Source organism: Rugamonas sp. (genome assembly GCF_025354735.1).
Taxonomy (GTDB): domain Bacteria; phylum Pseudomonadota; class Gammaproteobacteria; order Burkholderiales; family Burkholderiaceae_D; genus Rugamonas.
In genome coordinates this window covers 1-13520 of sequence record NZ_JANXMI010000161.1, presented here as the reverse complement: position 1 = coordinate 13520, position 13520 = coordinate 1, and the positions used below count along the sequence as shown (strand labels likewise).

Here is a 13520-nt window from a genome sequence, read left to right as displayed (position 1 = left end):
ATTTCGGCATCACGGCCGGCAATATGGATTCCATGGTCAACCGCTACACGTCGGACCGCAAGATCCGCTCCGACGACGCCTACACGGCCGACGCCGAGCCGAACAAGCGGCCCGACCGCGCCGTCACCGTCTATTCGCAGCGCGCGCGCGAAGCCTACCCCGGCATTCCGGTCGTGATCGGCTCCATCGAGGCGTCGCTGCGCCGCATCGCCCACTATGATTACTGGTCGGACAAGGTGCGCCGCTCCGTGCTGGCCGATTCCAAGGCCGACCTGCTGATCTTCGGCAACGCCGAGCGCGCGCTGGTCGACCTGACCCACCGCATGGCCGCCGGCGAGGACATCAAGGGCATCCGCGACCTGCGCGGCACCGCCTTCATGGTGCCGCCCGGCTGGCTGCCCGGTCCGGACTGGGGCGTCAACAATTCCACCCGCGTCGACGTGCCCGGCAAGGTCGAGGCCCATCCCGACCCCTACGCGATGATGCAGGCGAACACGGCCTCCTGCGCCACCGACAACGGCGGCGCCCAGGCCGACGGCACGCCGGCCGCGCCGGTCGAGGTCATCAAGCCCATCCGCATCATGAGCCGCGAGGAGCGCCAGGCCATGGCCAAGGAACAGCACCACCGCACCGTGGTCCGCCTGCCCTCGTATGAAACCGTCAGCGCCGATCCGGTGATGTACGCCCACACTTCGCGCGTGTTCCACCTGGAGTCCAATCCCGGCAACGCGCGCGCCATGGTGCAGGCGCACGGCGAGCGCGACGTCTGGCTCAACCCGCCGCCGCTGCCGCTGGCGATGGACGAGATGGACGGCGTCTACGACATGAATTACGCGCGCGCGCCGCATCCGTCCTACGGCAAGGCCCGCATTCCGGCCTGGGAAATGATACGTTTCTCCGTCAACATCATGCGCGGCTGCTTCGGCGGCTGCACCTTCTGCTCGATCACCGAGCACGAGGGCCGCATCATCCAGAGCCGCTCGGAGCCGTCCATCCTGCGCGAGATCGAACACATCCGCGACAAGACCAAGGGCTTCACCGGCACCATCTCCGACCTCGGCGGGCCGACGGCGAATATGTACCGCCTGGCCTGCAAGAGCAAGGAAATCGAAACCTCGTGCCGCCGCCTGTCGTGCGTCTACCCGTCCATCTGCGTCAACCTGGGCACCGACCACAGCAAGCTGATCTCGCTGTACCGCAAGGCGCGCGCGATTCCCGGCGTCAAAAAGATATTGATTTCGTCGGGCCTGCGCTACGACCTGGCCGTCCGCTCGCCGGAGTACGTGAAGGAACTGGTCACGCACCACGTCGGCGGCCTGCTGAAGATCGCGCCCGAGCACACTGAAGAAAACACGCTGTCGAAGATGATGAAGCCGGGCATAGGCGCTTACGACGAGTTCAAGGAAATGTTCGACCGCTTCTCGCTCGAGGCCGGCAAGAAGCAGTACCTGATACCCTACTTCATCGCGGCCCATCCGGGCACCACCGACGTCGACATGCTGAACCTGGCGCTGTGGCTGAAGAAGAACAACTTCAAGCTCGACCAGGTGCAGACCTTCATGCCGACGCCGATGGCGATGGCGACCACCATGTACCACACGCGCAAGAACCCGCTGCGCAAGGTGACGGCCGATTCGGAAGTGGTCGAGACCGCCCGCAGCGGCAAGATACGCCGCACCCACAAGGCCTTCCTGCGCTATCAGGATCCGGACAACTGGCCCATCCTGCGCGAGGCGCTGGTGGCCATGGGGCGCGGCGACTTGATCGGCAACGGCGACAAGCATTTGATACCGTCGTGGTCGGCGTCCGAGGGCAACGGCAAGCCGGCCGGCGACGGCCGCCGCGCGCCGACCATGGCCATGCCGCCGCCCAAGGCGCAGCAGCCGCAGGCGCGTGGTCCACGCGCCAACGCGCTGACCGGTTCGCTGACGGCGCGCACCGCCATCGACAACAAGCCGCGCGCCTCCATCCTCGACACCATCAAGGTCAAGAAGGCGGCGCCGGCGCCGGCGCCGACGGCCAGGGGCGGCAAGCCGGCCGCGCGCGCCGGTCGTAAATAAGCAAGTCAAGCAAGCACGGTTGGCCGTCAGGGCGGCTATCAAGAACGGACTCGCGCGGCGGGTCCGTTTTTTTTTGCGGGCGTGGTTTTCGGCGCCGCCGCGCGGGAACGATATTGCAGATTCTGTAGCAGGCACGGCATAAATCTGGTTACACTCGCCCATAGGGGCAATTGCGCGGATAATGCGGCGCTGCTCGGTCGATGCGCGGCGCCCGCTTGCCGCTACACTGGCGGCAGGCTGGCACGGTGACCGTGCGCGCCCGCCCGGCCGTGCCCTGTGCCGCTCCCGTACTGAATTGGATAACCATGAAAAACGCTTTTAACCCGCGCAATCTGTTCTTGCTTCCCCTGCTGGCCGCGTTGCTGGCCATGTTGCTGGCCGCGTGCGGGGGCGGCGGCGGCGATGCCGCGACCTCGAGCACGCCGACCGGCCCGACGCTGAAGTCGATCGCCATCACCCCGGCCAATTCGACGATCGCCGTCGGCACCACCGAGACCCTGGTCGCCACCGGCACCTATAGCGACAATTCCACCGCCGTGCTCGCCGCGACCAACCAGCTGGCCTGGGGCGTCAAGGGCAGCAATGCCAGCGTCGTCACCGCCACCGGCGTGGTCACCGGCCTGGTCATGGGGCCGGACACGGTCACGGCCACCGTCGGCAGCGTGGTCGGCAGCACGGCCATCACCATCAAGGGGCCATGGGTCAAGGTGGTGGCCGGCGCCAGCCACACGGTGGCGCTGAAGGCCGACGGCACGCTGCAGGCCTGGGGCTCGAACCAGTGGGGCCAGCTCGGCGACGGCAGCACCAATGACAGCGCCGTGCCGGTGCAGGTGTCGGGCGGCTTCAGCAACTGGACCTTCATCGCGGCCGGCGAAGACCACGTGATGGCGATCCGCGCCGACGGCTCGCTGTGGGGCTGGGGCTATAACCAGAACGGCCAGCTCGGCGACGGCACCCAGACCAACCGCTCGGCGCCGACCAAGATCGGCACGTCGACCGACTGGGTCTTCGTCTCGGCCGGCAAATCGCACACGGTGGCCATCAACAAGGGCGGCGTGCTGTGGGCCTGGGGCCGCAACTTCAACGGCCAGCTCGGCGACAACACCAAGGTCGACAAGCTGGTGCCGACCAAGATAGGCGCGGCCGTCAACTGGAGCTCGGCCGCCGCCGGCGCCACCCACACGCTGGGCCGCCGCGCCGACGGTTCGCTGTGGGCCTGGGGCGGCAACGCCAAGGGCCAGGTCGGCAACGGCAGCATCGTCGACGTGCCGGCGCCGGTCCAGATCGGCACATCGACCTGGGTCTCGGTGGCCGCCGGCACCCTGCACTCGGTGGCGATCCGGGCCGACGGCGCGCTGTTCGCCTGGGGTTCCAACGGCAATGGCCAGATCGGCAACGGCGGCCTGTCGACCACCAACGTGACGGCGCCCGCGCAAATCCTGGCGAGCGGCCTGAGCAACTGGTCCGTCATCGGCGCCGGCTATGCCCACACGGTGGCCTTGCGCCGCGACGGCACGCTCTACGCGTGGGGCTCGAACAGCGACGGCCAGCTGGGCGACGGCCTCGGCTACGACACCAGCTCGCCCAACCAGATCGGCACGTCCGCCAACTGGAACACGGTGTCCGCCGGCCTGTACCACACCTTCGGCACCCAGACCGACGGCACCCGCTGGGGCTGGGGCCGCGCGGTCGAGGGCCAGCAGGGCAATGGCAGCAGCGGCGCCAGCGCCAATGCGGTGCTGACGCCGACCAAGCTGCCTTAAACGCAGGCGGGTCGTGGCGAGCTGGGGATGGCGCGGGACCGGGAGCAGATGGCCGCTGCCGCTGGCCTGGACGCTGCTGGCCCTGGTGTCGGCCCTGCTGCCGGCCGCGCCGGCGCGGGCGCTCGACGCCGTCACCCTGCAACTGAAGCATCTGCACCAGTTCCAGTTCGCCGGCTATTACGCGGCGCTGGAGCAGGGCTATTACCGGGACGCCGGCCTGAACGTGAAAATCGTCGAAGGCAGCGACGGCAACCAGCCCGAGCGCGAAGTGCTGGCCGGCGCCGCCGAGTACGGTGTCGGCGGCGCGTCGCTGCTGCTGGCGCGCGCGGCCGGCAAGCCGGTGGTGGTGCTGGCCGTCGTGTTCCAGCATTCGCCGTACGCGCTGGTGATGGCCCGCGGCGGCGCGGGACCCGACATCCACCGCGTGCTCGACAAGCGCGTCATGATAGGCCAGTTCGACGACGACGTGGCCCAGTCCGACGAGCTGCTGGCCTATCTGCGCACCGAGGGCATCGCCGAGTCGCGCCTGCACCGCCTGGGCCACACCTACAATCCCGACGACCTCGTCAACGGCTATGTCGACGCCATGTCGATCTACGTGACCAACGAGCCGGACTATCTGGACCGGGTCGGCTACGCCTACGACATCTACAGCCCGCGCGCGGCCGGCATCGATTTTTACGGCGACAATCTGTTCACCAGCGAGCACGAGCTGGCCACCCATCCCGAGCGGGTCCGCGCCTTCCGCGCCGCCAGCATGCGCGGCTGGCAGTACGCCATGAGCCACCAGGAAGAGATCGCCGACCTGATCCTGAACAAGTATTCGCGCCGCCACGACCGCCAGCATCTGCTGTTCGAAGCGCGCCAGATGGTGACGCTGGTGCAGCCGGTGCTGGTCGAGATCGGCTACATGAATCCGCTGCGCTGGCGCCAGATCGCCGACATCTACGCCGGCCTCGGCCTGCTCAAGCCCGGCTACGCCTTCCCCGGCTTCCTGTACCGCGCCGACGCCGACCCCGGCAGCCTGACCTGGCTGGTGCGCCTGCTGGCGCTGGTGGCCGCGCTGCTGCTGGCCGGCGGCGCCGCGCACATCAGCATGGTGGCGCGCGAACGCAAGCGCGCCCGCGCCACCATCCGCGACAGCGAGCTGCGCTTTCGCACCATCTTTGAGGCGGCGCCCATGGGCATCGCGCTGATCGATACGGTCAGCGGCGAGCTGCGCGACGTCAACCCGCGCTACCTGGCCATCGTCGGCCGCACCCAGCGGGAAGTGCGGGCGCTGCGCTGGCTGGACCTGGTCCATCCCGACGACGTGCCGGCCATGCTGGCGCAGATGGCGCAGCTGGGCGCGCGCCAGGTCGCCGGCTTCAAGGGTGCGCGCCGGCTGCTGCGGCCGGACGGCTCCCAGGTCTGGGTCGACGGCCTGGTCGCGGCCATCGAGACGGCCGCCCACGGCCGGCCGCACCACGTCTGCATGATAGAGGACGTGAGCGCCAAGCGCGCCACCGAGGCGCTGGTGTGGCAGCAGGCCAACGTCGATGCCCTGACCCAGTTGCCGAACCGGCGCTTATTCCACGAGCGCCTGGAGCGCGACATCGCCCGCAGCCGGCGCGACGGCGGGCGCATCGCCATCCTGTTCATCGACCTCGACCATTTTAAGGAAGTCAACGACACGCTCGGCCACCACCAGGGCGACATCTTGCTGGCCGACGCGGCGCGCCGCATCAGCGCCTGCGTGGGCGCGGCCGACACGGTGGCGCGGCTGGGCGGCGACGAATTCACGGTGATCTTGTCGGAGCTGGGCGAGGCCGGCTGCGTCGAGCATGTGGCCCAGGGCATCATCGACAGTCTGCTGGCGCCCTTCGTGCTGGAGCAGGAGCAGGCTTATGTGTCGGCCAGCATCGGCATCACCCTGTATCCGGACGACGCGCTCGACATCGCCGACTTGCTCAAGCACGCCGACCAGGCCATGTACGCGGCCAAGGGCGCCGGCCGCAACCGCTACAGTTATTTCACGCCGGTGCTGCAGGTGGCGGCGCTGAACCGCATGCGCCTGACCAACGACTTGCGCGGCGCGCTCAAGGGCGGCCAGCTGGAACTGTATTTCCAGCCCATTGTCCACCTGGCCAGCGGCCGCATCCACAAGGCCGAGGCGCTGCTGCGCTGGAACCACCCGCAGCGCGGCCTCGTCAGTCCTTTGGAATTCATCCCGCTGGCCGAGGCCAGCGGCCTCATCATCGACATCGGCGCGTGGGTGTTCCGCGAATCGGCGCGCTGGGTGCGGCGCTGGCGGCGCGACGTCCACCCCGCGTTCCAGGTCAGCGTCAACCAGTCGCCGCGCGAATTCCAGCGCGACGACGACGGCTACCTCGGCTGGCAGCGCCATTTGCGGGCCCTCGACGTGCCGGGCGCGGCCATCGTGGTCGAGATCACCGAAGGCTTGCTGCTCGACGCCGACCGCAGCGTCACCGACAAGCTGCTGCAACTGCGCGACGCCGGCATCCAGGTGGCGCTCGACGATTTCGGCACCGGCTATTCCTCGCTGTCCTACCTGAAAAAATTCGACATCGACTACCTGAAGATAGACCGCTCGTTCACGCGCAACCTGGCGCCGGACTCGGCCGACATGGCGCTGTCGGAGGCCATCATCGTCATGGCCCACAAGCTGGGGCTGAGCGTGATCGCCGAGGGCGTCGAGACGCCCGAGCAGCGCCAGTTGCTGGCCGACGCGGGCTGCGACTACGGCCAGGGCTATCTGTTCGCCCGCCCGCTGCCGGCCGCGCAGTTCGACGCGCTGCTCATGGCGCATCGGCCTTGACAAATCGTATACTGCTATATACTGTATAAACATACATATGAGGATACGGTCATGAGCGCCCTCCGCACCGTGGCGAAATCAATGCTTCAGAAGGCTGACGAGCTTGGTTGCGCACTAACAAACTTAAAATTGCACAAGCTGCTGTATTTAGCGCATGGTTTGTCGTTGGCCAAGCACGGCAAGCCTCTGCTCGATGGCGAGCCGTTCGCCGCCTGGAAGTATGGGCCGGTCGTGGAATCGCTCTACCATGACTTGAAAATATTCGGCTCCAACGCCATCAAGCCGGACAGCCAATTCATTGTGAACTGGCCCACCGTGGAGCAGGACTCCACCGACAGCGCCGTCATCCTGTCGGTATTGAGGCAGTTCGGCAAAATGTCCGCCGGTACACTGGTGGAGATCACCCATAAATCAGACGGCCCGTGGCACGAGGTTTACGATGAAAGCGCCCGTAGTGCATTGATTCCTGATGAGCAAATCCAAGCCTACTTCAAGAAACACCTCAAAGCGGCCTAAGCAGGTGCCCGGCCCGGACGAGGTGCTCGATTTCGGGGTGCCCGGGAAGAAAGAAGCGATCACCCACGGGGGTGAAGACGATGCACCGTTTTCCGCCTACGAAGAACGCTATGTCGTCTTCATCGATATACTCGGGTTCAAGGAACTGATAGCAGCCTCGTCGCGGCCGGGCGCCGACATCAGTCCTTCATTGATCTTCGCCGCACTGGATATACGGCATGATTCCGTGCAAGACGCATTTCTCGGCCGGGTGGGCATCGCCGATGCGCCCGAGCTTGACTTCGTGGTGCAATCGTTTTCCGACTGCGTGGTGGCGTCATGCAAGAAGATCCCGCTGGGACTGGGTCTATTGGTTTTTTCTGCTGGCAGATCTCTTCCGACTGGCTCTCCAAAGGCTTTCTCTCGCGCGGCGGCATCGCCAGCGGCAAGCTGCTGCACCGGCCGAACAAGGACGGCGCCGCGATTATTTTTGGACCGGCATTTATCAATGCATACAAGCTGGAAAGCGAAGTCGCAGACTTCCCGCGCATTATCTTCTCCAAAGAAGTGCGGGAAGCCTATGCGGCGCTTGATGGCACCGCTTTTCCCGAGGGGTCGCACTGCCAGGACGTCATCAGGGCAACGGTGACGCGGTTTTCCGACGGGCCGACCGGCATCGATATTTTTGCTCATCTTCAGGACAACGGCTTCGACCGGAGCACGCAACGCTATCAGGCCGACGCCGCGCAATATCGCGCCGCCTTGCTGGCGCATGTATCGAACGCGACGGATATGCCCCATTTTTTCCGCAAAGTGCGGTGGCTGGTCGAGCGCTTCAACCAAGCCATCCTGCGCACCACTTACGCTGACCAGCACCTCGATTGAGCCCACAAGCTTGGCGCCCGAGCCGGGAGCCGTGTAGCCACTTTGCCTCCGGAACGGTGATAATGACGTTCTCGTCCAGCCTGTCGATAGTCAAAAACAATTGAAATTATTGAGACAATCAATTTTTCAAATGGTCGAAAACACCGTACACTCCAGTCTCAATGATTCACAACCCACGAGGAAACCACCATGTCTCTCATCAATACCCAAGTCCAACCATTCACGGCCACCGCTTACCACAACGGCAAATTCGTTGACGTCAGCGAAGAGTCCCTGAAGGGCAAGTGGTCGGTATTCGTGTTCTACCCGGCCGACTTCACCTTCGTCTGCCCGACCGAACTGGAAGACCTGGCCGACAACTACGCCGAATTCTCGAAAATGGGCGTGGAAGTCTACGGCATCTCGACCGACACCCATTTCGCCCACAAAGCCTGGCACGACACCTCGGACGCCATCGGCAAGGTGCAATACCCGTTGATCGGCGACCCGACCGGCAAGCTGACCCGCGCTTTCGAAGTGATGATCGAAGAAGAAGGCCTGGCGCTGCGCGGCACCTTCGTCATCAATCCAGAAGGCTTCATCAAAGTGATGGAAGTGCATGACAACGGCATCGGCCGCGACGCTTCCGAACTGCTGCGCAAGGTCAAGGCCGCCCAGTACGTCGCCGCCCACCCGGGCGAAGTTTGCCCAGCCAAATGGACCGAAGGCGCCGCCACGCTGACCCCATCGCTGGACCTGGTCGGCAAGATCTAAATCTTGAGCCAGACCGCAGCACACCAGTAGTACCGCGATGCCGGACCGGGCGTCCGGCCCGGCATTCGCTCAAATATTTGTAAGGAATAAGATCATGTTAGATGCAACCCTCAAAGCCCAGCTCAAAGCCTATTTGGAAAAAGTGGTGCACCCGATTGAGATCGTCGCATCTCTCGATGACAGCGCCAAGGCGCGCGAAATGCAGGACCTGCTGCTGGACATCGTCCAGTTGAGCGACAAGATCACGCTGCGCGAAGACGCCGCCGCCGCCGTGCGCAAGCCTTCGTTCAGCATCAACCGCCCCGGCACCGACATCGCCGTGCGTTTCGCCGGCATTCCGATGGGCCACGAATTCACCTCCCTGGTGCTGGCGCTGCTGCAAGTGGGCGGCCACACCATCAAGCTCGACGAGGCCGTCATCGAGCAGGTGCGCCAGCTCGAAGGCGACTTCGCGTTCGAAACCTTCTTCTCCCTGACCTGCCACAATTGCCCGGACGTGGTGCAGGCGCTGAACGCGATGTCGGTGATCAACCCGCGCATCAAGGTGACCAATATCGACGGCGGCATGTTCCCGCAGGAAGTCGAGGAGCGCCAGATCATGGCCGTGCCGATGATGTTCCTGAACGGCGAACACTTCGGCCAGGGCCGCACCAACGTCGAGGAAATCCTCGCCAAGCTCGATAGCAACGCCGGCGTGCGCCAGGCGGCCGAGCTGAGCAAGAAAGACGTGTTCGACGTGCTGATCGTCGGCGGCGGACCCGCCGGCGCGGCCGCGGCCATCTACGCCGCCCGCAAGGGCATCAAGACCGGCGTGCTGGCCGAGCGTTTCGGCGGCCAGGTGCTCGACACCCTGGCGATCGAAAACTTCGTTTCCGTCACCGCCACCGACGGCCCGAAATTCGCCGTCGCGCTGGAACAGCACGTCAAGGAATATGAAGTCGACATCATGAACACCCAGCGCGCCGACAAGCTCGTCACGGTCGGCAAGCTGATCGAGATCCAGACCGCCAGCGGCGCGGTGCTCAAGGCCAAGTCGGTGATCCTGGCGACGGGCGCGCGCTGGCGCGAAATCAACGTGCCGGGCGAGCAGCAATACCGCAACCACGGCGTGGCCTATTGCCCGCACTGCGACGGCCCGCTGTTCAAGGGCAAGCGCGTGTCGGTGATCGGCGGCGGCAACTCGGGCGTCGAAGCGGCGATCGACCTGGCCGGCCTGGTCAAGCACGTGACCCTGATCGAATTCGGCGCCGAGCTGCGCGCCGACGCGGTCTTGCAGCGCAAGTTGAACAGCCTGAAAAACGTCACCGTCATCACCTCGGCGCAGACCACCGAGATCCACGGCGACGGCAAGATCGTCAACGCGCTCAGCTACACCGACCGCGACACCGGCGCGGCGCACAAGGTCGAGCTCGAAGGGGTGTTCGTGCAAATCGGCCTGGTGCCGAACACGGAATGGCTCAAGGGCACGCTGGCGCTGTCGCGCCATGGCGAGATCGAAGTCGACGCCCGCGGCCAGACCTCGCTGCCGGGCGTGTTCGCCGCCGGCGACGTGACGACGGTGCCGTTCAAGCAAATCGTCATCGCCGTCGGCGAGGGCGCGAAGGCGGCGCTGTCGGCCTTCGATCATTTGATCCGCTCGGATGATGATGAAGTGGTCGAGGAATCGGCCGAGAAAATGGCGATGACCGCCTAAGCTTTCTACCAGTCAGACAACCGGAACCGCCGCATGGCCGTTCCGGTTTTTTTACGTCACATCACCAGGTCGGCGCTGGCCTGCCGGGTGCGGATCGCCATGGCGTTGCGGTGGCGGGCGCGCAGGCGCGGGTTGGTGATGAGCCGGCCCAGCGTTTCGCCCACCACCATCACCACGCCCAGCAGCGGCAGCACCAGCATCAGGCCCGCCACGCCGGCCACCGCGCCGCCGATGAAGATCATCAGCACCGTGATGAGGGGGTGGATGTGCAGGCTGCGTCCCAGCGTCAGCGGCATGAACACGAAGTCGTCCAGCAGCCGCACCGTCAAGAACACGCCGATGGCGCTGTAGGCCACCAGCGGGTCGCCCGGCGCGTCGGTCGAGGCCACCATCACCAACAGCAGGCAGCCGAGGATGGAGCCGACATAGGGCACCCACGCCAGCACCGCCGCGATCAGCCCCAGCACCAGCGGCGACGAGACGCCGATGGCCCACAGGCCGAAGGCCAGCACGCTGGTGTCGAGGACGGTCAGCTTGAGCAAGCCCTGGAAGTAGCGGTGCGCGGTCTGGTCCACCTCGTGCAGCAGGTACAGGGTTTTTTCAAAAAAGGCGTTGGGCACGGCGCGCGCCAGGAATTTTTTGAAGCGGCGGCCGTCGCGCAAAAAGAAGAAGGTCAGGAACGGCGCCAGCAGCAGCGACGGCAGCGACGCCGCCACCGACACCAGCACGTCCGTCAAATGCTTTTGCACGAAGGTGGTGGTGAACACGGTCAGGCGTTTGTTGAAGGTGTTGCTCAGGCCGATCTGGTGCAGGATGGGGAATTTTTCCTCCAGCGCCTGCAACATGTCGCGCACGAAGGTCAGGCCGCCGTTCAGGTAGCGGCCCAGCACCTCTTGCCAGGAATCGGCCGGCGCGCCTATCCAGTAGCTGGCGGCGATGCCGCCCAGCGCGACGGCCAGCACGAACAGCAGGCCGACGCTGAGCGCGGCCAGGTTCTGGCCCATGCCGGCGCGGATCAGGCGCTGCATGGGCGGCAGCAAAATATAGTAGAGGATGATGGCCAGCAAAAACGGTATCGCCAGTTCCAGCGTCCGCTCCAGGATGAACAGCAGGGCGCAGGTGGCGCCGATGATGCCGCACCAGACCACCGGTCCGGCGTGCTGCGGCTCGCTGTGCAGCGGGCCGCTCACAGCGCCTCGACGCGCGGCTTGCCGGTCATCCAGTCGCGCAGCCGGCCGCCGATGTGGCGCGCCAGGGCCAGCGATATCTTGTAGCCGATCACGGCGTCGGTGTCCATCAGCGCCATGAAGTCGGCGCGGAAGAACACGGCCAGCTCGCAGTTGTCGAGCGCGCGCGCCTGGGCGTTGCGGGGCGAGTTGTCGAGCAGCGCGAGGTCGCCGAAGAAGGCGCCGGCCGACAGTTCGGCCACCACTTCGATGCTGGTGTCGAGGGCGCGGCTGATGAGCACCCGGCCCGCCATCACCAGGTAGAGCGCCTGGCCTTCCTCGCCCTCGCCGAAGATGATTTCGTCGCCGAGGTAGCAGCGCTCGTGCATGAGGCCGTCGACGATTTTCAGTTCCAGCGGCGTCAGCGAGGCGAACAGCGCCGACTCCTTGAGCCGGTGCCGGCGCGGCGACAGCGCGGGCGATTTCAGGAAACCAAACACTCAGCGTACTCCGTTCAGAAAGGCGAAAAAGGGATTCGGGCCAGCAATGATATTGTCGCCGCTTTTGCCGTGTTTGCCCGTCGCGCTGGCGGCGGCGGCGCCGAAGTGGGGCGCAAGTGTTGTTGCCGCATCACAGTTGTACCGTGCGCGCCAGCGGCACCTGCGGGTCCAGGTGGCTGGTCAGCACGATGCACTGGCGCGCCCGCCGCGCCGGATCGGCCAGTTGCCGGCGCAGGTAGTCCATGGCGTTCGCGTCGAGGCCGTTGAACGGTTCGTCGATCAGCAGCAGGCTCACCGGCAGCGCCAGGGCCAGCGCCAGCTGCACTTTTTTATGCTGGCCCAGCGACAGCGTCGTCAGCGGCTGGGACAGCGTGGTCATCAGCTTGAACGCGTCGAGCTCCGCGTTCAGCAGCGTGCGGTCGCTGGCCGGATACAGCGCCACGTGCAGGTCGAGGAATTCGCGCACCGTCAGCCACGGCAGCTGGGGCGCTTCGCCGCCGCAGTAAAAGCTGTGCTGGCGGTAGGCCAGCGGCGCCAGTTTGCTGTCGATGGCGTCGGCGTGGCCGGGCCGCAGCCTTAGCGTGCCGGCATGCGGCGTCAGCGCGCCGGCGGCCAGTTTCAGCAGCGTCGTCTTACCGGCGCCGTTGTCGCCGCGCAGCCAGCTGACGCCGGCGCCCAGCGTCAGCTGGAATTGACGGAACAGCGGCCGCGTCGCGTATTCAAAATGCAGATGGTCTATTTCCAGCATCGCGCGGGAGTCCGGCGTTAATTCCATAGTTCGCTTCCGATGGCGGTGAGGAGGAGGGTGGCGCCGACCACCAGGCCGACGCGGCCGCGCGCATCGATACGGCGCGGCACCACCAGCAGCAGTTGCGCCAGCACGGCTGCGGCCAGCCAGACGGCGGCGGTGCGGGTGCTGAGGCCGGCGGCGGCAGAGGCGGCGGTAGCGGCAGAGGCGGCCGGGCCGCCGGGGCCCAGCATCAGCGCGCCGAACGCGGCCAGCACGGCGGCGGCCGGCAGCAGGCTGAAGGCGGCGGCCAGCGAGAATAAGCGTCCGGCGCGCAGCGGCCAGGCGGCGATGACCGGACGCAGCAGCGCGACTTGTTCGCGCACGGCCTTGTCGCCGCGGTCGGTCAGCACCATCAGCAGCACGCTGGCCAGCGCGCCCCACAGGGCCGGCGGCACGGGCGCCGGATGCCAGCGCCACGCGCCGACGCCGGCCAGCGCGCCCAGCAGCAGCAGGGTCTGCTGCAAGCCGACCACGTTGTCGGCGCGCCAGTACGGCAGCCAGAACAGGTGATGCCACAGGTGGAAGGCGCGCGGCCGCAGCGCGCGCGGCAGGTAGACGGCGGCCACCGCGACGGGGCGGCGCGGCCGGGCGGCGGCC

General features: G+C 66.2%; 10 protein-coding genes and 1 pseudogene. 7 read left to right on the top strand and 4 right to left on the bottom strand.

The annotated features are described in order from the left end of the window. The 7 genes from Q0S71_RS13365 to ahpF all read left to right on the top strand — a co-directional run. The coding region (locus Q0S71_RS13365) for a YgiQ family radical SAM protein (protein WP_295996263.1) at positions 1-2060 on the top strand (2060 nt) is incomplete at its 5' end. A gap of 305 nt (positions 2061-2365) precedes the next feature. Then, positions 2366-3823: an Ig-like domain-containing protein gene (locus Q0S71_RS13360; protein WP_295996258.1), complete on the top strand. Its 1458-nt coding sequence runs from the start codon at positions 2366-2368 to the stop codon at positions 3821-3823. 13 nt (positions 3824-3836) lie between these two features. Beyond that, on the top strand, positions 3837-6641 hold the full coding sequence (locus Q0S71_RS13355; RefSeq protein ID WP_295996255.1) for an EAL domain-containing protein: 2805 nt from the start codon (positions 3837-3839) through the stop codon (positions 6639-6641). Positions 6642-6692: 51 nt separating this feature from the next. Next, a complete protein-coding gene (locus tag Q0S71_RS13350) occupies positions 6693-7157 on the top strand; it encodes a Panacea domain-containing protein (RefSeq protein ID WP_295996251.1) in 465 nt (154 codons plus the stop codon). A 318-nt stretch (positions 7158-7475) separates the two neighbouring features. Next, positions 7476-8021, top strand: coding sequence for a hypothetical protein (locus tag Q0S71_RS13345; RefSeq protein ID WP_295996248.1), 546 nt, complete (start codon positions 7476-7478; stop codon positions 8019-8021). Positions 8022-8210: 189 nt separating this feature from the next. Further along, positions 8211-8774, top strand: coding sequence for an alkyl hydroperoxide reductase subunit C (gene ahpC / locus Q0S71_RS13340; RefSeq protein ID WP_295996247.1), 564 nt, complete (start codon positions 8211-8213; stop codon positions 8772-8774). 94 nt (positions 8775-8868) lie between these two features. Continuing rightward, positions 8869-10467 (top strand): alkyl hydroperoxide reductase subunit F, encoded by a 1599-nt coding sequence (gene ahpF / locus Q0S71_RS13335; RefSeq protein WP_295996245.1) that lies wholly within the window; start codon positions 8869-8871, stop codon positions 10465-10467. Between the two features lie 56 nt (positions 10468-10523). On the opposite strand, the gene Q0S71_RS13330 is transcribed toward ahpF, so the two are convergent. The 4 genes and pseudogenes from Q0S71_RS13330 to Q0S71_RS13315 all read right to left on the bottom strand — a co-directional run. Further along, positions 10524-11657 (bottom strand): AI-2E family transporter, encoded by a 1134-nt coding sequence (locus Q0S71_RS13330; RefSeq protein WP_295996242.1) that lies wholly within the window; start codon positions 11655-11657, stop codon positions 10524-10526. Then, the gene (locus Q0S71_RS13325) at positions 11654-12133 is read right to left on the bottom strand and encodes a cyclic nucleotide-binding domain-containing protein (protein ID WP_295996239.1); all 480 of its coding nucleotides are present in this window, start codon (positions 12131-12133) and stop codon (positions 11654-11656) included. The genes Q0S71_RS13330 and Q0S71_RS13325 overlap by 4 nt, the downstream gene beginning before the upstream one ends. 130 nt (positions 12134-12263) lie before the next feature. Further along, positions 12264-12908 carry an ATP-binding cassette domain-containing protein gene (locus tag Q0S71_RS13320; protein ID WP_295996236.1) on the bottom strand — a complete coding sequence of 215 codons (645 nt, stop codon included), beginning with the start codon at positions 12906-12908 and terminating at the stop codon, positions 12264-12266. Continuing rightward, positions 12899-13520 (bottom strand): annotated as a pseudogene (locus Q0S71_RS13315) (hypothetical protein); the annotation flags it as partial. The pseudogene Q0S71_RS13315 and the gene Q0S71_RS13320, both read right to left, overlap by 10 nt.

Excerpts from the sequence above, each read along its gene's own strand:
- Q0S71_RS13350 (WP_295996251.1), top strand. The coding sequence starts at position 6,693 with ATGAGCGCCCTCCGCACCGTGGCGAAATCAATGCTTCAGAAGGCTGAC.
- Q0S71_RS13345 (WP_295996248.1), top strand. The coding sequence starts at position 7,476 with ATGCAAGAAGATCCCGCTGGGACTGGGTCTATTGGTTTTTTCTGCTGG.
- Q0S71_RS13320 (WP_295996236.1), bottom strand. The coding sequence starts at position 12,908 with ATGGAATTAACGCCGGACTCCCGCGCGATGCTGGAAATAGACCATCTG.
- ahpF (WP_295996245.1), top strand. The coding sequence starts at position 8,869 with ATGTTAGATGCAACCCTCAAAGCCCAGCTCAAAGCCTATTTGGAAAAA.
- Q0S71_RS13360 (WP_295996258.1), top strand. The coding sequence starts at position 2,366 with ATGAAAAACGCTTTTAACCCGCGCAATCTGTTCTTGCTTCCCCTGCTG.
- ahpC (WP_295996247.1), top strand. The coding sequence starts at position 8,211 with ATGTCTCTCATCAATACCCAAGTCCAACCATTCACGGCCACCGCTTAC.